Origin of the sequence: Leucobacter sp. USCH14 (assembly GCF_037619215.1) — a bacterium.
Classification (GTDB): domain Bacteria; phylum Actinomycetota; class Actinomycetes; order Actinomycetales; family Microbacteriaceae; genus Leucobacter.
In genome coordinates this window covers 14,092-37,175 of the sequence record NZ_JAQPZP010000015.1, presented here as the reverse complement: position 1 = coordinate 37,175, position 23,084 = coordinate 14,092, and the positions used below count along the sequence as shown (strand labels likewise).

General features: G+C 68.7%; 24 protein-coding genes. 6 read left to right on the top strand and 18 right to left on the bottom strand.

Annotation, left to right across the window (positions count from 1 at the left end; translation table 11 throughout):
* Positions 1–9: 9 nt before the first annotated feature.
* Positions 10–936, bottom strand: a complete 927-nt coding sequence (locus tag PQI23_RS12800) for a helix-turn-helix domain-containing protein (RefSeq protein WP_339975137.1) — start codon at positions 934–936, stop codon at positions 10–12.
* A 198-nt stretch (positions 937–1,134) separates the two neighbouring features.
* Between PQI23_RS12800 and fdhA the strand changes: the two genes are divergently transcribed.
* Complete coding sequence (gene fdhA, locus PQI23_RS12795) at positions 1,135–2,346, top strand: formaldehyde dehydrogenase, glutathione-independent (RefSeq protein ID WP_339975135.1); 1,212 nt, start codon at positions 1,135–1,137, stop codon at positions 2,344–2,346.
* 71 nt (positions 2,347–2,417) lie between these two features.
* Here the strand turns inward: fdhA and PQI23_RS12790 are convergent, their stop codons facing one another.
* The 4 genes from PQI23_RS12790 to PQI23_RS12775 all read right to left on the bottom strand — a co-directional run bounded on the left by PQI23_RS12790 (position 2,418) and on the right by PQI23_RS12775 (position 5,067).
* Positions 2,418–2,720 carry a chorismate mutase gene (locus PQI23_RS12790; protein ID WP_339975133.1) on the bottom strand — a complete coding sequence of 101 codons (303 nt, stop codon included), beginning with the start codon at positions 2,718–2,720 and terminating at the stop codon, positions 2,418–2,420.
* A gap of 14 nt (positions 2,721–2,734) precedes the next feature.
* Entirely contained in the window at positions 2,735–4,021 is a 1,287-nt protein-coding gene (locus tag PQI23_RS12785; protein ID WP_339975131.1) for an adenylosuccinate synthase, read from the bottom strand.
* Positions 4,022–4,125: 104 nt separating this feature from the next.
* Positions 4,126–4,542 (bottom strand): DUF3151 domain-containing protein, encoded by a 417-nt coding sequence (locus PQI23_RS12780; RefSeq protein WP_339975129.1) that lies wholly within the window; start codon positions 4,540–4,542, stop codon positions 4,126–4,128.
* Positions 4,543–4,578: 36 nt separating this feature from the next.
* Positions 4,579–5,067 (bottom strand): YajQ family cyclic di-GMP-binding protein, encoded by a 489-nt coding sequence (locus PQI23_RS12775; RefSeq protein ID WP_339975127.1) that lies wholly within the window; start codon positions 5,065–5,067, stop codon positions 4,579–4,581.
* Between the two features lie 315 nt (positions 5,068–5,382).
* Here PQI23_RS12775 and PQI23_RS12770 point away from each other — a divergent pair, with 315 nt between their 5' ends.
* Positions 5,383–6,774: a dicarboxylate/amino acid:cation symporter gene (locus PQI23_RS12770; RefSeq protein ID WP_339975143.1), complete on the top strand. Its 1,392-nt coding sequence runs from the start codon at positions 5,383–5,385 to the stop codon at positions 6,772–6,774.
* Positions 6,775–6,914: 140 nt separating this feature from the next.
* On the opposite strand, the gene PQI23_RS12765 is transcribed toward PQI23_RS12770, so the two are convergent.
* From PQI23_RS12765 to PQI23_RS12755, 3 genes are read right to left on the bottom strand one after another with little or no spacing between them, the layout of a single operon-like run.
* On the bottom strand, positions 6,915–7,625 hold the full coding sequence (locus tag PQI23_RS12765) for a hypothetical protein (protein WP_339975125.1): 711 nt from the start codon (positions 7,623–7,625) through the stop codon (positions 6,915–6,917).
* Positions 7,622–8,536 carry an ABC transporter ATP-binding protein gene (locus tag PQI23_RS12760; protein ID WP_339975123.1) on the bottom strand — a complete coding sequence of 305 codons (915 nt, stop codon included), beginning with the start codon at positions 8,534–8,536 and terminating at the stop codon, positions 7,622–7,624. The genes PQI23_RS12765 and PQI23_RS12760 overlap by 4 nt, the downstream gene beginning before the upstream one ends.
* Positions 8,533–8,892, bottom strand: coding sequence for a GntR family transcriptional regulator (locus PQI23_RS12755; protein WP_339975121.1), 360 nt, complete (start codon positions 8,890–8,892; stop codon positions 8,533–8,535). The genes PQI23_RS12760 and PQI23_RS12755 overlap by 4 nt, the downstream gene beginning before the upstream one ends.
* A gap of 196 nt (positions 8,893–9,088) precedes the next feature.
* Between PQI23_RS12755 and PQI23_RS12750 the strand changes: the two genes are divergently transcribed.
* Entirely contained in the window at positions 9,089–9,907 is an 819-nt protein-coding gene (locus tag PQI23_RS12750; RefSeq protein ID WP_339975119.1) for a siderophore-interacting protein, read from the top strand.
* A gap of 191 nt (positions 9,908–10,098) precedes the next feature.
* Here the strand turns inward: PQI23_RS12750 and PQI23_RS12745 are convergent, their stop codons facing one another.
* From PQI23_RS12745 to PQI23_RS12730, 4 genes are all read right to left on the bottom strand, one after another.
* On the bottom strand, positions 10,099–10,737 hold the full coding sequence (locus PQI23_RS12745; RefSeq protein ID WP_339975117.1) for a response regulator transcription factor: 639 nt from the start codon (positions 10,735–10,737) through the stop codon (positions 10,099–10,101).
* Positions 10,734–12,026 (bottom strand): sensor histidine kinase, encoded by a 1,293-nt coding sequence (locus tag PQI23_RS12740; protein ID WP_339975115.1) that lies wholly within the window; start codon positions 12,024–12,026, stop codon positions 10,734–10,736. Before PQI23_RS12740 ends, PQI23_RS12745 begins: the two co-directional genes overlap by 4 nt.
* A gap of 198 nt (positions 12,027–12,224) precedes the next feature.
* The gene (locus PQI23_RS12735) at positions 12,225–13,121 is read right to left on the bottom strand and encodes an ABC transporter permease (protein WP_339975113.1); all 897 of its coding nucleotides are present in this window, start codon (positions 13,119–13,121) and stop codon (positions 12,225–12,227) included.
* Between the two features lie 5 nt (positions 13,122–13,126).
* Positions 13,127–14,008, bottom strand: coding sequence for an ABC transporter ATP-binding protein (locus tag PQI23_RS12730; protein ID WP_339975111.1), 882 nt, complete (start codon positions 14,006–14,008; stop codon positions 13,127–13,129).
* Between the two features lie 115 nt (positions 14,009–14,123).
* Here PQI23_RS12730 and PQI23_RS12725 point away from each other — a divergent pair, with 115 nt between their 5' ends.
* The gene (locus tag PQI23_RS12725; protein WP_339975110.1) at positions 14,124–15,194 is read left to right on the top strand and encodes a threonine aldolase family protein; all 1,071 of its coding nucleotides are present in this window, start codon (positions 14,124–14,126) and stop codon (positions 15,192–15,194) included.
* Positions 15,195–15,257: 63 nt separating this feature from the next.
* Here PQI23_RS12725 and codB read toward each other — a convergent pair whose 3' ends face one another.
* From codB to PQI23_RS12700, 5 genes are read right to left on the bottom strand one after another with little or no spacing between them, the layout of a single operon-like run.
* Complete coding sequence (gene codB, locus PQI23_RS12720) at positions 15,258–16,541, bottom strand: cytosine permease (RefSeq protein ID WP_339975108.1); 1,284 nt, start codon at positions 16,539–16,541, stop codon at positions 15,258–15,260.
* Entirely contained in the window at positions 16,538–17,044 is a 507-nt protein-coding gene (locus PQI23_RS12715; protein WP_339975106.1) for a nucleoside deaminase, read from the bottom strand. Before PQI23_RS12715 ends, codB begins: the two co-directional genes overlap by 4 nt.
* A gap of 26 nt (positions 17,045–17,070) precedes the next feature.
* Complete coding sequence (locus PQI23_RS12710; RefSeq protein ID WP_339975104.1) at positions 17,071–18,606, bottom strand: tripartite tricarboxylate transporter permease; 1,536 nt, start codon at positions 18,604–18,606, stop codon at positions 17,071–17,073.
* A 2-nt stretch (positions 18,607–18,608) separates the two neighbouring features.
* The gene (locus tag PQI23_RS12705; protein WP_339975102.1) at positions 18,609–19,250 is read right to left on the bottom strand and encodes a tripartite tricarboxylate transporter TctB family protein; all 642 of its coding nucleotides are present in this window, start codon (positions 19,248–19,250) and stop codon (positions 18,609–18,611) included.
* Positions 19,247–20,248 (bottom strand): tripartite tricarboxylate transporter substrate binding protein, encoded by a 1,002-nt coding sequence (locus PQI23_RS12700; RefSeq protein ID WP_339975100.1) that lies wholly within the window; start codon positions 20,246–20,248, stop codon positions 19,247–19,249. Before PQI23_RS12700 ends, PQI23_RS12705 begins: the two co-directional genes overlap by 4 nt.
* 157 nt (positions 20,249–20,405) lie before the next feature.
* Here PQI23_RS12700 and PQI23_RS12695 point away from each other — a divergent pair, with 157 nt between their 5' ends.
* Positions 20,406–21,641 carry a sensor histidine kinase gene (locus PQI23_RS12695; RefSeq protein WP_339975098.1) on the top strand — a complete coding sequence of 412 codons (1,236 nt, stop codon included), beginning with the start codon at positions 20,406–20,408 and terminating at the stop codon, positions 21,639–21,641.
* Entirely contained in the window at positions 21,638–22,408 is a 771-nt protein-coding gene (locus tag PQI23_RS12690; RefSeq protein ID WP_339975096.1) for a response regulator transcription factor, read from the top strand. The genes PQI23_RS12695 and PQI23_RS12690 overlap by 4 nt, the downstream gene beginning before the upstream one ends.
* A gap of 27 nt (positions 22,409–22,435) precedes the next feature.
* Here the strand turns inward: PQI23_RS12690 and PQI23_RS12685 are convergent, their stop codons facing one another.
* A complete protein-coding gene (locus tag PQI23_RS12685) occupies positions 22,436–23,050 on the bottom strand; it encodes a LysE/ArgO family amino acid transporter (protein ID WP_445238434.1) in 615 nt (204 codons plus the stop codon).
* Positions 23,051–23,084 lie beyond the last annotated feature (34 nt).

Here is a 23,084-nt window from a genome sequence, read left to right as displayed (position 1 = left end):
GCAAGTGCGTCAGCGGCGACGCCACTGCGTCGGCGAGCATCCGTGACTCCGCGTGAACGCCCGGATGAACGCGGCGGAGTCGGAGTACCCGGCCTCGCCGGCGATCGCACGCACCGTCATGCCCGTGCGGTGCCGCTCCTCGAGCAGCTCCGCCGCCCGGCTCAAGCGCATGCGACGCAGATACGCCGCCGGAGAGTCGGAAGCCTCCGCGAACAGCGCATGCACCTGTCGAACCGACAGGAAGTGGTGGGCCGCGAGGCGATCGACCGTGACGCCGGGGTCGCCGCAGTGATCTCGCAGCCACCGCTGCAGCACCACGAGGCGCGCTCGGCGATCCTCGTCCGGCGATTCGCCCCTCGCGAGAGCGCGCATCACCACTGCGAGCGTGTCGCTCACGGCGCGGGCGATGCCGGCTCCCGCGTGGGCGTCGAGCGAGAGCTGACTCGACTGCAGGCTGTACAGCAGTGCGCGGACCGCCGCCTGACCCGGCACGGACGGCCCCACCGAGCGCGCCACCGAACTGCCGATCGCGTGGCCGGAGAGACCGAGCGGTTCCCGGGTGAGTTGCAGCACGATGAGATCCTGACCGCGCGTCGGCACCGACATGCGATACGGCTCCCCCGCATCGACGAGGGCGAACGACCCGGCATCGAGTCGAGCTCCGCGCCCGCGCTGCGTCAGCGTCCAGCTCCCGCGCAACTGCATCATCACGAGCAGGTGATCGGCGGCATCGGCATCGACCAGCGCGCGCGGCCGCTCCGCTTCGTGCGCGTCGAACGCGACCCGACTCACCCACATCGACGGCGAGATGCGTCGCTGAGCGACCTGCGCCGCGAAACGGGATCCCTCCGCGCGGCACTGCAGCGGCACGAACATGCGACTGGCCAGGCGCTGCCACGCATCGATCCCTCGAACACTCAGCGGCTCCATTGGCATCCCCCGGCGCCTCGACACAGCTCGGTGCAACCTGTCATCTCGCACACGATCAGCGCCGGGCCACCCGCGCAGATACTGCCAACGCTCCTGCAGAAGCAGCACATATCGACGGGCGCTCGGTGCCTTACCGTGGTGCTACCGGTGATGCTACACGGTACCGAGCGGCGCAGCGCAGCGCCCCGTCAGAATGGAGTCTCCATGTCAGGCAACCGAATCGTCGTCTACAAGGGTCCGGGCGAAGTCGCCGTCGAGAACTTCGACTACCCGACGCTCGAGCTCCCGCAAGAAGTCGCCGAGGGGCTCGGGATCAAGCGATCCGCCCCGCACGCGGTCATCGTGAAGCTCGTCACGACGAACATCTGCGGCAGCGATCAGCACATGGTGCGCGGCCGCACGACCGCCCCCGTCGGCCAGACCCTCGGCCACGAGATCACCGGCGAGGTCGTGGAGGTCGGCGACGACGTGCTCTTCCACAAGGTCGGAGACATCTGCTCCGTCCCCTTCAACATCGCCTGCGGACGCTGCCGCATGTGCAACGAGGGTCAGACCGGCATCTGCCTCAACGTCAACCCGGCGCGCGCCGGCGCGGCCTACGGATACGTCGACATGGGCGGGTGGCTCGGCGGCCAGGCCGAGTACGTCATGATCCCCTACGCCGACTTCAATCTGCTCAAGTTCCCCGATCGCGACGAAGCCCTCGAGAAGATCCTCGATCTCACGATGCTCTCCGACATCTTCCCGACCGGCTATCACGGCGCCGTCTCCGCCGGCGTCACGACCGGCTCGACGGTCTACGTCGCCGGCGCCGGACCAGTGGGGCTCGCCGCGGCCTACTCCGCGCAGCTGCTGGGAGCCGCAACCGTCATCGTCGGCGACATGAACGCCGATCGTCTGCGTCAGGCCGAGAGCTTCGGGTGCGCTGCGGCCGACCTCTCGAAGGGCGATGCGCTCCCCGACATCATCGCCGACATCGTGGGCGAGCCCGAGGTGGATGCGGCCGTCGACGCCGTCGGATTCGAAGCCCGCGGCCACGGCCATGAAGCCGCCGAAGCTCCGGCAACCGTGCTGAACGACGTCATGAACGTCGCCCGAGCCGGCGCCTCGCTCGGCATTCCGGGCCTGTACGTCACCGGAGACCCGGGGGCGGTCGACGAGGCGGCCAAGCACGGCCAGATCGGTGTGCGCCTCGGTCTCGGCTGGGCGAAGTCGCACCGATTCGTCACCGGCCAGTGCCCGGTGAAGAAGTACAACCGGCAGCTCATGAACCTCATCCTGGCCGACCGCGCGCACATCGCGAAGGCCGTCGGGGCGACCACCATCGGCCTCGATGAAGCCGCCGAGGGGTACGCGCAGTTCGACGCCGGTGCAGCGCAGAAGTTCGTGATCGACCCCCACGGCATGGTGTCGTAGCGCTGCCGCAGCGATGAGGCGCTGCGCCCGCGAACCTCCGCGGGTACAGCGCCTCACTCGCGACCGGCTGCCTACGCCCGGTGCTCGTCGGCGATCTGCGTGTGGTGCTGAATCACCTCGGCGACGACGAAGTTGAACCACTTCTCGGCGAACTCGGGGTCGAGATGCGCCTCTTCGGCGAGCGTTCTCAGTCGATCGATCTGACGCGATTCGCGCGAAGGATCGGCCGCGGGCATGTCGTGCTCCGCCTTCAATCGGCCCACCTCCTGCGTGCACCGGAACCGCTCGGCGAGCATGTGCACGAGCGCCGCATCGATGTTGTCGATGCTCGATCGGAGCCGCTCGAGGCGTTCGACGGGAGTCAGGTCGCTCATGCGCGATCCTCCGCTTATCCCAGGAGGTCGTGCAGCACCACGACCTGCTCGCGCTCGGGCCCGACGCCGACCGCCGAGATGCGCGATCCGCTCATGCCTTCGAGTGCGACGATGTAGTCCTGCGCGTTCTTCGGCAGATCCTCGAAGCGGCGGGCACCCGAGATGTCCTCGTTCCACCCCGGGAACTCCTCGTAGATCGGCTTCGCGTGGTGGAAGTCGCTCTGGTTCACGGGCATCTCATCGTGCCGCACGCCGTTGACGTCGTAAGCGACGCACACCGGAATCGTCTTCAGGCCGGAGAGCACGTCGAGCTTGGTGAGCACGAAATCGGTGACGCCGTTGATGCGAGCCGCGTAGCGGGCCATGGGCGCGTCGTACCAGCCGCAGCGGCGCGGCCGGCCCGTGGTCGTGCCGAACTCGAAGCCCTGCTTGCGCAGGTAATCGCCCGACTCGTCGAACAGCTCCGTCGGGAAGGGCCCGGCGCCGACGCGCGTGGTGTACGCCTTGATGACGGAGATCACCCGGTCGAGCGCGTGCGGCGGCAGCCCGGAACCGGTGCTCGCCCCGCCGGCAGTCGCGTTCGATGAGGTGACGAACGGGTACGTGCCGTGGTCGATGTCGAGCATCGTCGCCTGACCCGCTTCGAAGAGCACGGTCTTCTCCGCCTGCATCGCCTCGTGCAGCAGCAGCGCAGTGTCGCACACCATCGGCTCGAGCATCTCGCGGTAGCTCAGCAGGTCTTCGACCACTTCGTCGGCCGAGATGGCGCGACGGTTGTAGATCTTGACGAGCACCTGGTTCTTGAAGTCGAGCGCGGCCTCCACCTTCTGGCGCAGGATCCCCTCGTCGAAGATGTCTTGGATGCGGATGCCGACGCGGTTGATCTTGTCGGCGTATGCGGGGCCGATGCCTCGACCGGTGGTACCGATCTGGCGCTTGCCGAGGAAGCGCTCCGTCACCTTGTCGAGCGTGCGGTGATACGCGGTGATGACGTGCGCATTCGCGCTCACCTTGAGGCGCGAGACGTCGACGCCGCGACCGCCGAGCGCTTCGAGCTCGCCGCGCAGCACCTCGAGGTCGACGACGACGCCGTTCGAGATCACCGGCGTCACGCCCGGTGTCAGAATGCCGGAGGGCAGCAGGTGCAGTGCATACTTCTCGGACCCCACGACCACGGTGTGACCGGCATTGTTGCCGCCGTTGAACTTGACGACGTAGTCGACGCGACTGCCGAGGAGGTCGGTCGCCCGACCCTTCCCCTCATCGCCCCACTGGGCACCGGTGATGAGCACTGCGGGCATTTCAGCCCCTTCCTTCGCAACGGCACGTACCGGCTCAGTCTAGCGAAGGGCGGTCTCTCCCGAGAGGCGGGGCGAACCCGGCGCGCTGGGGCGAAGCCGAAGACTCAGCGCTCGTTCTCGATCGCGGCGATCGCTGCCGCGTCCGCGCCGTCGAGGAACTTCGTGAGCCGCTCAACCTCGTTCGTCTCGCCGATGCGTTCGGCCGCGCGGCGCAGCGCGTAGAGCGCTCGGAGCACTCCCCGGTTGGGTTCGTGCGACCACGGCACCGGCCCGGCCCCGCGCCATCCCGCCTTGCGCAGCGCATCGAGTCCGCGGTGGTACCCGACCCGCGCGAACGCGTACGACTCGATCTCGCGCCCCTCGGAATCGGCGGCGTCGGCGAGCAGGGCCCACACGCGGGGAGACTCCGGGTGCTCGCGCACGACCGACTCGAGGTCGCGCCCCGATTCGAGCGCCTGCGACACCGCGGTGTCCTCGGCCAGGAGCGTGGGTTCGGGTTCGAGCAGATTCGCGCCGATCATCCTGTCAGTGTACCGAGGCGAACGGGGCGGCAGCGGTCAGCGATAGTTCACGAACTGCAGTGCGACATCGATGTCGGCGCCCTTGAGCAGCGCCATCGTCGCCTGGAGATCGTCACGGCTCTTGGACGACACGCGCAGCTCATCGCCCTGAATCTGCGACTTGACACCCTTCGGCCCCTCATCGCGGATGAGCTTGTTCAGCTTCTTCGCGGTCGCCTGATCGATGCCCTCCTTGAGCTGAGCGTCGATGCGGTACTCCTTGCCGCTGGCGTACGGCTCGCCGGTCTCGAGCGCCTTCAACGACAGGCCGCGCTTGATGAACTTCGAGTGCAGCACGTCGAGCACCGCGTTCGCGCGCTCCTCGGTGTTGGCCTTGATCTGGATCTTCTCGCCGGAGAGCGAGACATCGGCACCGACGCCCTTGAAGTCGTAGCGCTGCTCGACCTCCTTGCGGGCCTGGTTCACCGCGTTCTCGACCTCCATCGCGTCGATCTTGCTCACCACGTCAAACGAAGAATCAGCCATGCGCCCAGCGTACCCGAGGAGGGGCGCCGTGGCGCCCCTCCTCCACCGCCGCCCCTCCACCGCCGCCCCTCCACCGCCGCCTTCGGTTTTCGGAGCGGGGTCACTTCGGGAGGGTGTCGGCGCCTCGGCGCCCCGCGACACCCTCCCGAACCGACCCGGCTGTCGCATCGACACAAAAAGTAATGCCAGATATTCGCTAAACGAATGATTTGCTAAGCTGTCCGGGTTCTGCCCGATCGCACCCTCTCGAAAGGACTCCTCACCGTGTCTGCATCCCAGATCGCCCCGAAGAAGGAGCGCCGGCTTCCACGCTGGATGACGTCGTTCGGCTGGCAGATCCTCGCCGCGCTCGTCATCGGCCTCGTACTCGGCGGCATCGCGATGTCGCTCGGCCCCGACGCCGCCGACAACCCGAACGGGCTGCACGCGACACTGTCGACGATCGGAAGCAGCTACGTCTCGCTGCTCCGCGCAGCGGTGATCCCCCTCGTCTTCACCGCGATCGTGTCGAGCATCGTCGGGCTCCGCAAAGTCACGAATGCGGCTCGCCTCGCCGGGCAGACGCTGCTCTGGTTCGCGATCACCGCACTCATCGCGGTCACCATCGGCATCGCGCTCGGCGTCACCCTCCGCCCCGGTGCGGCGGCTTCGCAGACCGCACTGACGCCGGAAGCGCCGGGCTCAGTCGGCACCTGGTGGAACTTCCTCACCGGGCTCGTGCCCGCGAACTTCCTCGGCCTCGGCGTATCCGGCAGTGTCGACGCCGACAGCGGCGCGCTGTCAGCGAGCCCGAGCTTCAACGTGCTGCAGGTCATCGTGATCTCGGCGGCGGTGGGCATCGCCGCACTCAAGATCGGCGAGAAGGCGGAGCCCTTCATCGTGCTGACCGAGTCGGCACTCGCGATCATCCAGAAGATCCTCTGGTGGATCATCCGACTCGCCCCGATCGGCACCATCGGCCTCATCGGCAACGCGGTCGCCGAATACGGCTGGAACCAGATGGGCACGCTCACGTGGTTCGTGGCCGTGCTGTACCTCGGGCTCGCGATCGTGCTCTTCGTCGTGTACCCGATCCTGGTGAAGTCGCACGGCCTCTCCGTGAAGCAGTACTTCTCGGGCGTGTGGCCCGCGGTGCAGCTCGGCTTCGTGAGTCGCTCGTCGATCGGCACGCTGCCCCTCACGCAGCGCGTGACGGAGCGCAACCTCGGTGTTCCCCGCGGATACGCGTCGTTCGCCGTACCGCTCGGAGCGACGACGAAGATGGACGGCTGCGCGGCCATCTACCCCGCGGTCGCCGCGGTGTTCATCGCCCAGTTCTTCGGCATCGACCTCACGATCGTGCAGTACCTGTTGATCGTCATCGTCTCGGTGGTCGGCTCGGCCGCGACCGCGGGAACGACGGGCGCGACGGTCATGCTGACACTGACGCTGTCGACGCTCGGACTGCCGCTCGAGGGCGTCGGCCTGCTGCTGGCGGTCGACCCCATCATCGACATGGGCCGCACCGCGGTGAACGTCGCGGGGCAGGCGCTGGTGCCCGCTCTCGTGGCCAAGCGCGAGGGCATCATCGATCTCGACCTGTACAACGCTCCCCGTCAGGGCCTCGCGTTCGACAACAGCGACGTCGAGGCGGGAGAGGCATCGGACGAAGCGCTCCGCGACACGGAGAAGGCGTCGGAGAAGGAAGCGGCTGCCCGCCGCAGCTGAGCCCGCGCGGCCGACCGACTCGGGAACGCCGAACAACGCAGGAACGCATACGAGCGCCGGAGGGGCTGTGCAGGATGCCCCTCCGGCGCTCGTCCGCGTTGTCCGGCGCATGCACGGGATCAGCGGCGGATCGTCCCCGCCTACCGCACCGCGGCCCGCCGCATCGCGAACCAGGTGACGATCAGCGCCAGCACGATCGCTCCGATCGCCCCGAGAGCGATGTCGGCGCGCGTGATGCTCATCACGATCTCCGGCAGCTGCGGCGCGAACACCAGGAGCAGCGCCGCGAGCACGAGCCCGATGGCCGATCCCACGATCGCCGGGCCCTTCGCCCCGAAGCGGACCCAGATCGCTCCGAAGAACCCTCCGATCGTCAGGCAGAAGAGCACCCCGAGGAATCCGGTGGCCGCGAGCACCCACGGGTCTCCGGAACCGAGCATGTAGACGTCGAGCACGTACACCGACATGAACCAGTGGTCCGTGGCGAGCTCGATGCCGAGCAGCACGACGAGCAGCAGTGAGATGTACGCCGCCTGCAGCACATTCGAGAGCATCGTTCCGAGGATGAAGTTGCGACGCGTGGTGCCGAGCGTCAGCGCGAAGGGATAGGTCGTCGCGACCGCCTGCACGCCGTAGTAGACGAGGAAGCCGGGCAGCGACCAGACCACGCCTCCGTTCTGCCGCGCTCCGTCGACGTAATCGGCGCTTCCCACGCTCCCCGTCGCGCGCTGGATCGCGAGCGCGATCACGATCGAGATCACCATGACCAGCGCGAGGATGAGGATCGGGACGGAGATGAAACTCCCGATCTTGTTCATGTGCAGGCGGGTCACCTTCATGATGCGGTTCATGCTGCGCTCCGTTCCAGGTGGGAGTCCGCCGCGCCATCCGCGGCGGTGTCGCCGAGGCCGTAGGCGGCGACGAGGTCTTGCAGTGAGACGGGGGCGAGTTCGAGCCCGCCGGCGTTCGCCCGATGCTCGGGCGTCATCGGCGCATTGATCACGGCCGTCGCGAGTCCGCCGATGCGGCGTCGAGACAGAACCGGAAGGCCGGCGAGGAACTCGTCGACTTCGCTCGCCTTGCCCGCGACCTGGAAGGCGCTCCCCCGCATCGCATCCACGTCCTCGTGCCGCACGACACGACCCTGGTCGATCACGATCACGCGCTCCAGCAGTCGGTCCATCTCGTCGATGAGGTGCGTCGAGAGCACGATGGTGCGGGGGTGCTCGGCGTAGTCGCGCAGCAGTTCGTCGTAGAAGATCGCGCGGGCCGTCGCGTCGAGCCCGAGGTACGGCTCGTCGAAGAAGGTGATGGGCGAGCGGGATGCGAGGCCGAGCACGATGCCGAGCGCCGACAGCTGGCCGCGCGAGTACTTCTTCACGATCGGCTTGCTCGGAATGCGGAACGCGTCGATGAGACGGTCGGCGACCTCCTGGTTCCAGTTCGGGAACGAGAATCGCGCAGCGCGCGTCGCGAGCTTCAGCGTGTAGTCGTCGGGGTAGCGCTGGTTGTCGCGGACGAAGCACATCTGCTCGATGGTCTCCGCGCGCTCGAAGGGGTCGTGGCCGCCGACGGCGACGGCGCCCGAGCTGGGGCGATCCTGCGCCGTGATCAGCGACATGAGCGTGGTCTTGCCTGCGCCGTTGCGGCCGAGCAGACCGGTGATGGTGTTCGCGTGGACCTGCACGGTCACGTCGTCGAGGGCCGTGGCACCTCGATAGCGACGGGTGAGCCCGCGGGTCTCGATGGCGATCTGGGTCATTGTTCCGCTTCCTGTTCGATCAGTCGGATGACGTCGGTGTGGGCGAGGCCGAGTGCGGCGGCTTCGTGGAGGAGGGGGCGAACGAACCGTTCGGTGAGTCCGTGCTGTCGCTCCCTCGCGATGCGCGCCCTGGCCCCGGCGGCGACGAACATGCCGATGCCGCGCTTCTTGTAGAGAATGCCCTGGTCGACCAGCAGGCTGAGGCCTTTACCGGCGGTGGCGGGGTTGATGCGCATGTGTGCGGCGAGCTCGTTCGTTGAGGGAACCTGCTCGTCTTCGTCGTAGACGCCGCGCAGAATGTCGTCTGCGAGGCGGTCGGCGAGTTGGAGGAAGATCGGACGGTTGTCATCGAACACTCCTCACCTCGTTTCGGTCGGGGAAGCCGTGATCAGCAGCCTCCTTGGTTAGTTACTTCACTAATGAACCTACACACCCGCTCGCAACCTGTCAACGAGCGAGCGCGATTGGTTGCGAGCAAATCATCAGATGAACTACGGTGGGGGTGCCCCGGGCGTTCCAGCCCGTCGCCCGTTCGCACATCGAAGGACCCCCATGGCCTCCAGCAATCTCGTCGTCACGCACGCGGACACCGGTCTCGTCACCGCAGAGGTCGTTCGCGCCGAACGCATCTCGCCGAACTTCATCCGGATCACCATCGGCGGAGACGACCTCGCGCGCTGGCGCCATCTCGGGTTCGATCAGTGGTTCCGGCTCGCGATGCCCGTCGCGGGAGACGCCACCCGGTTCGATCGCATGTCCGACCGCTTCGATACGCGCGGGTATCTGAAGTACCTCGCACTCCCGAAGGCGACCCGGCCCGAGATCCGCAATTACACCGTGCGCGCGTTCCGGCCGGAGTCGAACGAGATGGACATCGACTTCGTCGTGCACGAGTCCGACGATCCGGCGCACGCCGGCGTTGCGGCGCCGTGGGCGATCTCGCTCCCGATCGGCGATCGTGTCGCCCTGATCGATCAGGGGTGCGGCTACCGCTCCGTCGAAGACACCGACCGGGTCGTGCTGGTGGGCGACGAAACGGCGTTGCCCGCGGTGCTCGGAATCCTGCGCGATATCGCGCCGGAGAGCGTCGGACACGCGATCATCGAGGTTCCCGAGGCGGCGGATCGCCAACCCGTCGAAGCTCCCGCCGGCGTCGACGTGCAGTGGATCGAGCGGAAGCCCGGCGAGCGGCCGGGCAGTCACGCCCTCGACGCGCTCCGCGGGCTGCCGGCGTCCGCCGCGGAGGGCGCCGTCTCGGCGTTCGTCGCCGGAGAGCAACAGCTCGCCACCGGGGGACGCCGCCATCTGGTGAACGAGCGCGGTGTCGCGAAGCAGGCCATCGACTTCTGCGGGTACTGGCGTCAGCGCTGACATCGCCTCGGAGAGACCGAATTACACACGTGTAATTCTTCACAGGTGGACGCGAGGGTGTGGAAACTCCACCTCTCAGGAGACCGGCGAACCGCCGACTTCCGCACGATGTCAACGGTTTCGAGCTGCGTGAACGGTGAATAACAGGGGTGTAGTTATCCACAGGCGGGGCGACTGCGGCGTACGAAGCGTCAGAGGATCCCGCACTCCATCGCCCGCGTGACCGCTCGGGTGCGGTCTGACACTCCGAGCTTCTCGAACGTTCGCAGCAGGTGCGTCTTCACCGTCGACTCCCCGATGAACAGCTGCGCCGCGATCTCCGGGTTGCTCAGCCCGGCACCGACCAGTCGCAGAATCTCGACCTCTCGTGGTGTGAGGCGGGGGCCGTTGTCCAGGCGATCCTCGCCGCGGGAGTGAGCACGCGTGACGAGCTGGGCTGCGATCGAAGGGGCGAGCACGGTCTGCCCCGCGGCGACCGCTCGCACCCCCGCTGCCAGTTCGTCTGCGGGCGCGGCCTTCACGAGGTAGCCGTTCGCACCGGCCTCGATCGCAGCGAGTATCTGGTCGTCCTCCTCGTAGGTGGTGAACACCAGTACCCGCGGCGGAGCATCGGGAAGTCGCGCCAGACGACGCGTGGCTTCGACACCGCCCATGCCGGGCATGCGCAGGTCCATGAGTACGACATCGGGGCGCGCCGCCGCCACCATATCGAGCAGCGCCTCGCCCGAGGCCGCCTCGCCGACCACCTCGAAATCCGGCTCCGTGGCCAGCAGCCCCGCGATGCCCGCACGCACGATCGGGTGATCGTCGACGACCAGAATGCGTATCATCGCTCGGCTCCTCCGCGGTGATCATCGAGCGGTGCCGTCGAGGACGTGGGCAGCCGCACTTCCAGTCGAGCCCCGCGCTCGGGCCCTCGACCGAACCGCACCTCGCCGCCGACGCCCCGGATGCGGTCGGCGAGACCCGTGAGCCCGTACCCTCTCGCGAGCGCGACACCGCCTCCTGCAACGCGCGCCTCACCGGCGGCATCCGGCCCCACGCCGTCATCGTCGACCCGCAGCACGACCGTGTCGCCCTCCGCGCGGGCGAGCGTCACCGACACCGCATCGGCGCGAGCGTGCTTGCGCGCATTCGCGAGCCCCTCCTGCGCAGCCCGCAGCAGCATCACCTGCCGCTCGCGATCCAGTTGCACCTGCTGGAGCTCGCAGGAGACCTGCAGACCGGTGTCCTCCTTCAGACGCGTCACCGTCCGCTCGATCGCCGCTTCGAGTCCGCCGTCGCCGATCGGCTGCGTCGTCGCCACGAGTGCTCGCGCCTCCTGCAGCGAATCTCGAGCCGCGGAACGCACCCGTTCGAGCCGATCCTGCGCGGTTGCGACATCGCCTGCGGCGAGCGCGCGATCCACCTGCTCGCTCAGCATGACCAGGCCGGTGAGCGTCTGCGTGAGCGTGTCGTGCAGGTCTCGCGAGATGCGCTCCCGCTCCGCAGATGCCCCCGCCGCTTCGGAGAGCGCGGCGACCTCGTGCTGCGAGCGACGCAGCGCATCGGCGAGCTCACGGTGACGCTCCCCCTGCGCGTGGATTCGAGTGATCCAGGTACCCATCACCACCGCGAAGATGAAGGACAGCACCGCGACGGCGAAGGCTCCCCAGAATCCGCCGACGCGGTCGAACGGCTCGCCCGGCCCGATGAAGCCGACGCAGACGGCGACGGCCAGACCTGCGCTCCACGCGACGGCCTCGCGATATCGGCGCGCGATCGTCCAGATGAGCGGATACCCGATCGTCTGCACCGTCGCATACGAGGCGATGCCGAACGTCGCGACCGCGATCAGCAGCGTCAGCACGATGAGGAAGACGGCGTCGAGTGCGCGGGGCGGCAGATCGCGCACGGCCCGCGACAGCACCCCACGACCGACCGCGAGGTACCACAGCAGGATGCCGAGCAGCGGTGCGAACGTCCACGCCGTCTGCCCCGCGGTCGGAGCGTTGCCGTCGAACTGCAGCTCGCGCCCGCCGACGAGCGCCATCACGCCGAGTGTCACGACGACGCCGGCGTCCCACCACAGCAGCGGATGTCGGCCCGCCGATGCGCCGGGCGACTCGAGCTGGGTCATAGCATCACTCTCTCACGCATTCGCCTACGACCTGCGCTCACCCCGCGCTCCGCTCCGTGGGCTGCCGCCGTGGACGGCACCAGCGCAGGTCGCGAATGCTCACGCATTCGCCTACGACCTGCGCTCACCCCGCGCTCCGCTCCGTGGGCTGCCGCCGTGGGCGGCACCAGCGCTGGTCGCGAATGCTCACGCATTCGCCTACGACCTGCGCTGCCATCTGAACGTGAGGAGGCTGAGTACGAGACCCGCCACCAGCCAGCCGACGAGGTTCAGTGCGACCAGTCCGAGATCCCACGATTCCCCGAGCTCCTGCAATTCGAAATGGCCGGGCAGAAACACCGAGCGCATGCCCTGCGCAAGCCATTTCAGCGGGAACAGACTCGCGACCTGCTGCAACCACTCCGGCAGCATCGAGAACTGCAGGTAGACGCCCGAGATGAACTGCAGCAGCAGCACGACCGGCAGAATCACGGCCGTCGCGCTCCGGGAGGAGCGGGGCAGCGCGGAGAGCGCGACGCCGAGCAGGGACATCGCGACGATCCCGAGCCCGAACAACCACGCTAACCGCAGCCACAGTTCCGGCTCCGTCGGCAGATCGACCTGAAATGCGATGACCGCGAAGACGATGAGCAGCACGAGCTGCGCGAGAGCGGTCACGAGGATCATGCCCACCTTGCCAATGAAGTAGCTGACGGGCGAGAGCGGCGTACCCCCGAGGCGGCGCAGCCAGCCATCGCTGCGTTCGCGGGCGATGTCGGTCGCGAGATTCTGCACGCCGATCAGCAGGAGCCCCGCCGCCGCCATGCCGGGAAGGTAGTACGCCGCCATCGTCACGCCGCCGGTGCCGTCTTCGCGCACACCGACCTCTCCCGACGCCTGGAACGCGACGCCGAAGATGCCCAGCATCACGAGCGGGAAGAGGAAGGTGAAGAAGACCGCATCCGGGCTGCGGAAGTAGCCGCGCAGCTCGAATCCGATATTGCGCACTCCCGACTCGAGGATCCCGGGGAGTCGCCCGCCCGCATCCGTTCTCGGGAGGGACGCGCTCGCACCCGCGCCCGCGCCCTCGCCAGCTGGAATCGCTTTGTTCGTCATCGTCATCATTCCGCTCCGTTCGTGCCGATCAAGTCGAGGTAGATGTCTTCGAGTGCCGGCCGCCGCACCTCGAGCTCAGCCGGCCCGTGAGGCAGCCCGATCTCTCGCGCCTCGTGCATCAGGCGCTCGACGAGCACCCCCGGGGTCGGGGTGCGCTCTTCGTGCCGCACGCCCGCGGCGTCCCGCCAGCTGACCACCGGCGTGCGCGCTTCAGCGCCGCCGAGCAGTTCGGGCGTCGCTTCGGCGACGATGGTGCCGCCGGAGAGCACGCCCACGCGATCAGCCAGATGCTCGGCCTCGTCGAGGTAGTGCGTCGTGAGGAGCACCGCGGCGCCCTCGCCCGTCAGCCCTTCGAGCATGGACCAGAACTGGCGCCGCGCCTCCGGGTCGAAGCCGGTGGTCGGCTCGTCGAGGAAGACGAGTTCGGGGCGCCCGACGATGCCGAGCGCGACGTCGAGGCGGCGCTGCTGACCACCCGAGAGCTTCGTCGCCCGCGTCTTCGCGTGCGCGGTCAGCCCGACGAGATCGAGCACCTCGTCGACGCCGCGCGGATCGGGGTACAGCTTCGCGAAATGAGAGATCAGCTCGCGCGGGGTGTACGGGCCCGGGTCGCCCGTGGCCTGCGCGACGATGCCGATCCGCGACTTCCACGCCCGCGGCGCCGCGAGCGGGTGCTCGCCGAGCACCGACACATCGCCGCTCGTGGCTCGACGCACCCCCTCGAGCACTTCGATCGCCGTGCTCTTGCCGGCGCCATTCGGCCCGAGCAGCGCGTACGTCTCGCCTCGGGCGATGTCGAGGTCGACGCCGTCGAGCACGCGCTTGGCGCCGTACTGCTTCGTGAGGCCTCGCACGGAAACGGCTGGGGAACTGGCTGTGCTGTTCATACACCCAGACTCGCGGACACTGCGCCGGAGCAGAACGACCGAACGGGCGAACCTCGCGTCCACCGATCGGTTGACAGAGCGCCGCGACACACCGCACCGCGCGTAGGCTGGAGCGATGAGCCAGCACGCCGCCGCACCTGAAGATGCCGTCGAGCACGTCTCGCGCGCGTTCGCATCCGACAACTGGTCGGGTGCGCACCCGGAAGTCATCGAGGCGATCGCACACGCGAACTCGGGCCATGTCGCCGCATACGGCGGCGACCCGTTCACGGCGCGCTTCAGAGAGGTCGCTCGTGAGCTGTTCGGCGCCGAGGCCGAGGCGTTCCCCGTGTTCAACGGCACCGGGGCCAACGTGCTGGCGCTGCAGGCCGCGCTCCCCCGGTGGGGCGCCGTCATCTGCGCCCGCACGGCGCACATCAACACCGACGAGGCCGGAGCTCCGGAGAAGACTGGAGGGCTGAAGCTCTTCGGCGTCGAGACTCCGGACGGCAAACTGACGCCCGAGCTCGTGGCCCGCGAGGCGTGGGGCCGCGGCAGCGAGCACCGGTCGCAGCCCGGAGCCGTCTCGATCTCACAGGTGACGGAACTCGGCACCGTGTACACCCCCGACGAGATCCGTGCCCTCGCCGACCAGGCGCACGACCTCGGCATGGTGCTGCACGTCGACGGATCGCGCCTCGGCAACGCCGCCGCGCATCTCGGCACCCCGCTGCGGGCGATCACCACCGACGCGGGCGTCGACCTGCTCAGTCTCGGCGGCACCAAGAACGGGCTGCTCGGCGCGGAGGCCGTGGTCGTGCTGCGCCCGGGGGCGGCGAACGGCATTCCCTACCTGCGCAAGATCGACCTGCAACTCGCGTCGAAGATGCGGTTCATCTCCGCGCAGCTCGTCGCCCTCTACGAGGGCGATCTGTGGGTGCGCTCCGCGACGCGCGCGAACGACCAGGCCCAGCGTCTGGCGGCCGGCATCCGAGCTCTCGAGGGGGCCGTGCCCGGCATCAGGATCGCGCAGCCCGTCGAGTCGAACGCCGTCTTCGCCGAACTGCCCCTCGACACCGCGACGCGTGCGCAGTCGGCCTTCGCCTTCGGCGCCTGGCCTACGCAGCCCGGGCTCTACCGCCTGATGTGCGCGTTCGACACCACCGACGCGGACGTCGATGCGCTCCTCGAGGTGCTCGCCGGCTGATCCGCTCGGCGCGCCGGGAGCGGCGCACCCCGCGCCCCGTGCACCCGCACGCGCGGACGCGGCCTACCCGGCGAGCGACCGCCGCGGCGACCAGCGGGCGAGCACGAACGACAGGACCAGGGCCGCGACGACGCCGATGATCGGCGGGATGCCGATCCCGAACTCGCCCGCGACCCATGCGAGCGCGCACGAGACGGCGTAGACGCCGAGAGTGACCCAGTTCGCGCGCGGCAGCGCCTCCCCCTCGGGCATCTGCGTGCGCCGCCACCGCGCGAGGTAATCGCCGATGATGACGCCGCCGAGCGGCGGGATGAACGTGCCGAGCAGCCCCAGGTACTGCGGGAGATGCTCGTTGACGCCGAAGAGCGCGAGCACCGTGCCGACGATCGACCCGACGATCACGAATCGGGTCTTGCTCGGCTTCTCGAAGAGCTCCGCTCCCGCGACGCCGAATGAGTAGGCGGCATCGGCGTTCGACTTCCAGAGGTTGCCGAAGAGCAGGAACAGCCCCCAGCCCACGAGGCCGAGGTTGAAGAGCACGAGCACGAAGTCGCCCTCGCCGAACGTGATCGCCCCGACCGCGCCGAAGAAGATCATCAACCCGTTGCCGATCAGGAAGCCGATGATGCACGCCAGCACGGCCTGCCGCCCGGTGCGGCCGAACCGCGTCCAGTTCGGGGCCTGCGTCCCGGCCGAGACGAAGGTGCCCACGACCGCGGTCACGGCGACCGCGATCGGCATCGACTCCCCCGGTTGCACGGCAGCGAGGCCGGCCCAGCCGCCGACTTCCTCGAGCGAGCGGAACATCACCCAGAACGCCAGGATGAGGATCAGCGGGGTCGAGATCAGCGACACCCAGTACATGCCCCGGTAGCCGTAGACGGCGGTGGCGCACATCAGCGCGCTCACGACGATCATCACGGCGGCCTTCGCCGCGTAGCTCTCCCACCCGAAGGCCTGCGCGGTCAGCTCGCCGATCGTGCCGATCACCACGCCGTACCAGCCGATCTGGGTGCCGCCGAGCAGAATCGAGGCGAGCTTCGAACCGCGAGTGCCGAGCGTGTAGCGCGCCATGACCACCGTGGTGAGCCCGGTGCGGGCCCCGATCCAGCCGAGGATGGCGACGTACGCTCCGAGCACCGCCGAGCCGAGCAGGATCACGAGGAGCAGATCGTTCAGCGCGAACGACTGCCCGAGTGCGGCGCCGGCGAGCATGGTCGGCGTGAAGATGGTGAAGCCGAGCAGCACCACCATGAGCGAGAAGAACCCCTTGCGAGCGTGCTGCGGCACGGGGGTGACTGGGTAGTCCCGGTCGACGACCGTCTCGGTCTCGCGCGCTGCGCTCACTCGCCGACCCGGGCGCCGCCGGCGAGCTCGTCGGTCTCGATGCCGATGTCTTCCGCCCAGATCTCGGGGCGTTCGCGCATCATGCGATCCATCAGGTCGATGCAGGTCGCGTCATCGGCGATCACGAGCTCCGTGCCGTTGCTCGCGAGCCAGGATTCGGAGACCTCGAAACTGCGGTGCTCGCCGATCACGATGCGCGGGATCTCGTACAGGATGGCGGTGCCCGCGCACATCGTGCACGGCGACAGCGTCGTGTAGAGGGTGCATTCGCGGTAGACGCTCGCCGGCAGACGACCAGCGGTCTCGAGGCAGTCGGTCTCCCCGTGGCGGATCACGCTGCCCATCTGCACGCGCCGGTTTCGGCCGACGGCGAGCACTTCGGGTCCGTTCGCGCCGTGCCGCACGAGTGCGGCGCCGATCGGCACTCCGCCCTCCTCCCATCCGAGTTGCGCCTGTTCGATGGCGAGGTCGAGGTACGTGCGGTCTTCAGCGGAAATCGGCATGATTGCAATCGTATCGTCGCGCGAACTCACACCGTGGCAGCGCTGAGCTCCTCCGCCTCCGCCTTCGCGCGGCGCCGAGCTACGATCCGCCCCCGCACCGCGAAGGTCAGCACGAGCAGCAGAATCGCGTACAGCGTCAGCACGATCGGCCCCTGCACCAGCACCGAGAAGTCGCCGTTCGCGCTCATCGCCGCGTCTCGCAGGCTGGTCTCGGCGAGCGGCCCGAGCACCATGCCGATGATCAGCGGCGCGATCGGGAAGTCGAGTGCGCGCATCAAGAACCCGACGAAGCCGATGCCGAGCAGCAGGAACAGGTCGAAGATCGAACCCGATGTGGCGTAGATGCCGAGGGCGCAGAACAGCGTGATTCCTGCGTACAGATACGGGCGCGGGATCAGCAGCAGCTTCGCCCACAGCATCGCGAAGGGCAGGTTCAGGATGAGCAGCACGATCATGGCGATGAAGAAGCTCGCGAGCAGCACCCACACCAGGTCGGGCGCGCGTTCGAAGAGCAGCGGTCCGGGCTGCAGTCCGTACTGACGGAAGGCGGCGAGCATGATCGCCGCGGTCGCCGAGATCGGAAGCCCGAGCGCCAGCAGCGCACCCATGGCCATGCCGGTGGTCGAGTTGCCCGCCGCCTCGGGGGCGGCGAGGCCGCGGATCGCACCCGTTCCAAAGCGGGGCGACCTGCGTCGCTGATCGAGCCGCTTCTCGAGACCGTATGCGAGGAAGGTCGGGATCTCCGAACCGCCGGCCGGCACCACGCCGAAGGGCAGACCGATCGCCGTGCCGCGCAGCCAGGCGGGCACCGCCTCGCGGAACTCGGCCTTCGAGAGCCAGGGGCGCCCCTTCGGCTTGATGATCGACTTGTCGCTCATATGCCGTTCGAGGCACGCGACGTAGATGACCTCGCCGAGCGCGAGCACCGCGACGGTGACGGTGACGAGCGAGACGCCGTCGAAGAGGAACGGCGAATCGAGCGTGAAGCGCGGCGCGCCGGACGCGCCGTCGATCCCGATCACCGCGATGCCCAGACCGATGAACAGCGCCGCGAGTCCCTTCACAGCGTTGTCGGTGACGACCGACGAGGTCGCCACGAACGCGAACACCGCGAGTGCGAAGAACTCGGCCGGGCCGAAGCTCGATGAGAAGTCGGCGAGCGCGGGCGCGAGGAAGACGACGAGGATCGAGGCGACGAAGCCGCCGACGAATGCGCCGATCGCGGCCGTTGCGAGCGCCTGGGCCGCCTTGCCCTTGAGCGCCATCTTGTGGCCCTCGAACGTCGAGGCGATGGCCGAGGCCTGACCGGGCGTGTTCATCAGGATGCCCATGGTCGAGTCGCCGAAGAGCCCGCCGAAGTAGACGCCCGCGAACATGATGAACGCTGCGGTGGGCTCGAGCGAGAACGTGACGGGCAGCAGCAGGGCCACCGCCATCGAGGAGCCGAGGCCCGGCATGACGCCGACGGCCGTGCCGAGCAGGCAGCCGACGAGCACCCAGACGAGGTTCTGCCAGGTGAGGGCTCCGGCGAAGCCCTCCATCAAGAGCTGCAGTGCTTCCACGATCAGAACCCCCCGCCCAGAATGCCCGACGGCAGCGACATGCCGAGCGCCATATCGAACGCGATGTAGGCGAGCGAGCTCACCGTGAACCCGGTCACGAGGCTCACGATCGGCTTCTGCGCCCCGAATCCGCGCGCCACGCACCAGAACAGCAGGCCGGCCGCGATGATCCATCCGAGCACGTCGAGCAGCAGCGCGAACCCGGCGAACGACCCGATGACCCACGCGAGGGATCGCCAATCGATCTTGACCGCGCGCGCACCCTGAACGGCGGCGTCAGCACCGGCCGCAGCCGCGTCGTGCTCCTCGCTGAGCAGCTCGAAGTCGTCGACGCTGCGGGTCGCTGCGGCGCGGGCGGCGCGTTCGGCCCGGAGACCCTTCGCGGCCGAGACGATCAGCAGGATCGCGAAGAGCACCAGCCCGCTCGCGATGATCGCGGGGAAGAAGCGCGGCCCCGGGAACGCCGTGCCCTCGGGCACGCGCATGGTGAGCATGCCGTAGCCGAGATAGGCGGCGAAGGCGAGCAGCAGGACGGGCATGATCAGGTGCCTGAGCCATGCCGTGGTGCGAGGGCCTCCCGCTGAGAAGCGGATCTCCTCGCCGACGACCGCAGACATCGCGGTCGGATTGTTGGTCGGCGTCATTGCCCCATCTCCTCGTACAGGCGAGCGATGCGGTCGCGTTCCTCCACGAGGAAGTCGTCCAGCTCCTCGCCGGTGATCACTTGTTCGGTCCAGTGGTAGCGTTCGACGGCCTCCGACCACTCGGGCGTCGCGAGGGTGTCTGCGACGAGGTCGCTGAGGCCGGCGGTCTCCTCCTCGCTGAGCCCCGCAGGAGCGGCCAGCATGCGCCAGTTCGCCAGCGTGATGTCGTACCCCTGCTCGCGCGCGGTCGGGATGTCGACGCCCTCGATGGGCTCCTCCGCCACAATCGCGAGTGCCCGCAACCGGCCCGACTCGATCTGGTCGATGTTGTCGGGGTACCCGCCGGTGGCGGCCTGCGCGGTGCCGTTCAGCAGAGCTGCGACCGCCTCGCCGCCGCCGTCCGACGAGATGTACGTCGTATCCGTGGGTTCGATGCCTGCGGCGAGCGCGAGGTCGGTGACGACCAGCTGATCGAATGATCCGCCACCGGTCCACGGAATCGACTTCGGGTCCGCACGCCAGGCCTCCACGAGATCGTCCAGGGTCTCATAGGGGGAGTCGGCCGGCACGACGATCACGTCGTACTCCTCGAACACCACTGCGAGCGAGGTCACGTCGTCGAGTGTCGCGTCGGAACCGTATTGAATGGTCGCTGCGAGCAGCCCGGTGCCGCCCACGAGCATCGTGTTGGCCTGCCCCTCGAGTGTGGAGAGGTTGCCGAGCGCGATGGTGCCGCCGGCTCCCGGCATGTTCACGACCTGCACGTTGGCGCTCAGGCCGTTCGCGCGCTGCGCCTGCTGCATCTCTCGGGCGACGGTGTCCCAGCCGCCTCCGGCTGCCGCCGGCGCGATGATCGTGAGCGACGAGTGGATGTCGCTGCCGACCTCCGCCGAGCTGATCGATCCGAATGCCGCCACGCCGATGGACGCTGCGGCGACCGCGCCGCCGATGATCCGGAAGGCCGTACGACGCACGGTTCGCTTCGGGGTCTCTGTCATCTTCACTCCTCCGTGCGGACGCCGTTGTGCCGCACCAACGCCTATAAGATGTCAACCATTTGCCGCGTGCGCGGGGCGCGCGCGCTTTGTGCTCATAAGTGCTCACAGAGCCGGCCGTGCCGCCCGAGCTCTGACGGTGCTGACAGGAGGTGCTGCGATGTCGCGCTGGTCGGTGTCGCGCTGCGCGCGTCTCGCGATCCTCCTGCTCCCGACGCTGCTCGTGCTCGCGAGCGTCGGGGTCACGACGAGCATCGCGGTCTCGGTGCAGGAGTCGAGCATTCGCGAGGCGACGGGTGAGCGAGTGCGAGACGTCGCCACGAGCCTGGCACAGCTGGATCAGGTGCGCACCGTGCTCGAGCGCACGGGCGTCGACGTCGGCGGGGCGACGCTCGAGCTGCAGCCGCTGGCGGACGTCGTCGAGCGGGCTGCGGGAGTCGACTACCTGGTGGTCACCGACGACCGCGGAATCCGCATCACGCACCCCACACCCGAACTGCGCGGAGGGCACGTGTCGACCTCGGTCGACGCCGTGCTCGCTGGAGAGGAGTTCTTGGGAACGGAGCGCGGCACGCTCGGCAGGACGCTGCGCGCCAAAGTGCCGGTTCGCGACGGCGAGGGCGACGTCATCGGCTCGCTCTCCGTCGGCATCCTGGAGACTCGCATCGCGGCCGACTTCGACGATGCCCTCCGGCGACTGCTGCCGTGGGCGCTCGGCGCCCTGCTCGTCGGCACGCTCGCGAGCTCTGCGCTCGCGGCGCACCTCGAGCGACGGTTCAGACGTCTCGACGCCCTGGCTCGTGAAGCGGAGAGCGTGCGCCGAACGGCCGACGCGCTGCGCGAGCAGACCCACGAGTTCCACACGCGTCTGCACGTGATCCACGGGCTCGTCTCGCACGGCGACACGGCGGAAGCACTCGCCTACATCGACGCGGCGGCACCCGTCGATTCGGGTGACGCACCTGCCGAAGCGCGCTATCCGCTGCTCCGCGCGACGCTCGACGCCCTGCGCGTCGAGCTCGGGGGTCTGGGGGCGGAGCTCGAAACCGCGATCGATGTCGATTCCGACGTCGATGATGACGTGACGCTCGTGCTGGCCAACCTGTGCCGCAATGCGGGCGAGGCGGGGGCGACCCGCGTGCGGTGCTCCCTCACCATGGTCGACGGCGTGCTTCACGGGGAAGTCGCCGACGACGGGCCGGGGATCGCGGGGCCGACTGCCGATCGCATCTTCGCCCGCGGATTCTCATCGAAGTCCGACTCGACCGGGCACGGTCGCGGTGTCGGGCTCGCTCTCGTGCGCCGCATCATCACCGATCGGGGTGGAACCGTCGAACTGGGGCGCTCTGAACTCGGCGGTGCCCGGTTTCGATTCGAGCTCGGAGCTCGATCGTGAGTGCGCACGAGGCGGCGGCGATTCGCGTGCTCGTGGTCGATGACGACGCCGGCGCGCGCAGACTGCACGGCCACTACGTCTCCCGCGCTCCCGGTTTCGTCGTGACGGCCACGGTCGGCACCGGTCGCGCGGCGGTGCAGCACAGTCTGCGCGGGGACGTCGATCTCGTGCTCCTCGACATGCGGCTCCCCGATATCAGCGGTATCGAAGTATTGAATCGGTTGCGCACCGTTCGCCACGCGTCTCCAGACGTGCTCGTCATCAGTTCCTCCCGCGACCAGGTCACGGTTCGCCAGGCGCTGGCCGCCCGCGTCATCGGATACCTCGTGAAACCCTTCACGGAGTCCGCCCTGCACGCACGCCTCGCGAGTTACCGCGCCGCGCAGCGAGAGGCCGCCTCGGCCGCGCGCGAGGTGGCTCTCGGCCAGGGAGAGATCGACCGCCTGCAGTCGACGGGTCGCATCGAGGTACCCGCACCGGCGCGCGGAGAGCGCGGCTCGCCGGCGATCGAGCAGACGGATGCACTGCCGAGAGCCTTGCCGAAGGGCATCTCCGAGATCACGCTCAGCGCCGTGCTCGCGGCGCTCGACCCGGTGACACCGCTCTCCGCGGTCGAACTCGCCCGCCAGTGCGAGATATCCCGCGCCACCGCCCGCCGATACCTCGACCACCTCGTCGAAGTCGGGGCGATCGACCTCGCGCACCGCTACGGCAAGCGCGGCCGCCCAGAGGTGCTCTACCGCCTCGTGCCGCCTCCCGCCGGCTGACGGCTCCGCCGCGCCTTCGGCGGCGCCTCAGTGCGCGACGCCGCCGAAGGCGATGCGGGCCGCGATCACGAGCATCGTGACCGCCACCACGGAATCCAGGATGCGCCAGGAACGCGGAGACTCGAAGAAGCGTGTGAGCGCCCGGGCGCCGTAGCCGAGCACGAAGAACCAGCACAGGCTCGCGGCGGCGCCGCCCAGCACGAACCACCAGCGATCCGGGTCGCCCTGCGCGTTGCCCAGAGAGCCCATCAGCACCATCGTGTCGAGGTAGACGTGCGGGTTGAGCAGCGTGATCGCCAGGCACGCGATCACCGTCTGGCGAAGCGTCGCCGCATCGGCGATTCCGGCGCTCAGCGCCGCGGGGCGCAGGGCCCGACGCAGCGCCGACCAGGCGTACCAGAGCAAAAACGCGACCCCGCCCCAGCGCACGATCTCGAGGAGCACGGGCGCGCGCTCGACCACGAAACCGATTCCCGCGACGCCGAGGAACTCGAGCACCGCGTCGGCGAGCCCGCAGATGAGCACCACGGGCAGCACGTGCTCTCGCCTGATGCCCTGCCGCAGCACGAACGCGTTCTGCGCGCCGATCGCCACGATCAGCGAGAGACCGCTGCCCGCTCCGACGAGAAAAGGAATGATCACGCTCACAAGCTACGCGCTGCGGCGCCCGAACCAC

Excerpts from the sequence above, each read along its gene's own strand:
- PQI23_RS12800 (WP_339975137.1), bottom strand. The coding sequence starts at position 936 with ATGCCAATGGAGCCGCTGAGTGTTCGAGGGATCGATGCGTGGCAGCGC.
- fdhA (WP_339975135.1), top strand. The coding sequence starts at position 1,135 with ATGTCAGGCAACCGAATCGTCGTCTACAAGGGTCCGGGCGAAGTCGCC.
- PQI23_RS12790 (WP_339975133.1), bottom strand. The coding sequence starts at position 2,720 with ATGAGCGACCTGACTCCCGTCGAACGCCTCGAGCGGCTCCGATCGAGC.
- PQI23_RS12785 (WP_339975131.1), bottom strand. The coding sequence starts at position 4,021 with ATGCCCGCAGTGCTCATCACCGGTGCCCAGTGGGGCGATGAGGGGAAG.
- PQI23_RS12780 (WP_339975129.1), bottom strand. The coding sequence starts at position 4,542 with ATGATCGGCGCGAATCTGCTCGAACCCGAACCCACGCTCCTGGCCGAG.
- PQI23_RS12775 (WP_339975127.1), bottom strand. The coding sequence starts at position 5,067 with ATGGCTGATTCTTCGTTTGACGTGGTGAGCAAGATCGACGCGATGGAG.
- PQI23_RS12770 (WP_339975143.1), top strand. The coding sequence starts at position 5,383 with ATGACGTCGTTCGGCTGGCAGATCCTCGCCGCGCTCGTCATCGGCCTC.
- PQI23_RS12765 (WP_339975125.1), bottom strand. The coding sequence starts at position 7,625 with ATGAACCGCATCATGAAGGTGACCCGCCTGCACATGAACAAGATCGGG.
- PQI23_RS12760 (WP_339975123.1), bottom strand. The coding sequence starts at position 8,536 with ATGACCCAGATCGCCATCGAGACCCGCGGGCTCACCCGTCGCTATCGA.
- PQI23_RS12750 (WP_339975119.1), top strand. The coding sequence starts at position 9,089 with ATGGCCTCCAGCAATCTCGTCGTCACGCACGCGGACACCGGTCTCGTC.
- PQI23_RS12745 (WP_339975117.1), bottom strand. The coding sequence starts at position 10,737 with ATGATACGCATTCTGGTCGTCGACGATCACCCGATCGTGCGTGCGGGC.
- PQI23_RS12740 (WP_339975115.1), bottom strand. The coding sequence starts at position 12,026 with ATGACCCAGCTCGAGTCGCCCGGCGCATCGGCGGGCCGACATCCGCTG.
- PQI23_RS12735 (WP_339975113.1), bottom strand. The coding sequence starts at position 13,121 with ATGACGAACAAAGCGATTCCAGCTGGCGAGGGCGCGGGCGCGGGTGCG.
- PQI23_RS12730 (WP_339975111.1), bottom strand. The coding sequence starts at position 14,008 with ATGAACAGCACAGCCAGTTCCCCAGCCGTTTCCGTGCGAGGCCTCACG.
- PQI23_RS12725 (WP_339975110.1), top strand. The coding sequence starts at position 14,124 with ATGAGCCAGCACGCCGCCGCACCTGAAGATGCCGTCGAGCACGTCTCG.
- PQI23_RS12715 (WP_339975106.1), bottom strand. The coding sequence starts at position 17,044 with ATGCCGATTTCCGCTGAAGACCGCACGTACCTCGACCTCGCCATCGAA.
- PQI23_RS12705 (WP_339975102.1), bottom strand. The coding sequence starts at position 19,250 with ATGACGCCGACCAACAATCCGACCGCGATGTCTGCGGTCGTCGGCGAG.
- PQI23_RS12700 (WP_339975100.1), bottom strand. The coding sequence starts at position 20,248 with ATGACAGAGACCCCGAAGCGAACCGTGCGTCGTACGGCCTTCCGGATC.
- PQI23_RS12695 (WP_339975098.1), top strand. The coding sequence starts at position 20,406 with ATGTCGCGCTGGTCGGTGTCGCGCTGCGCGCGTCTCGCGATCCTCCTG.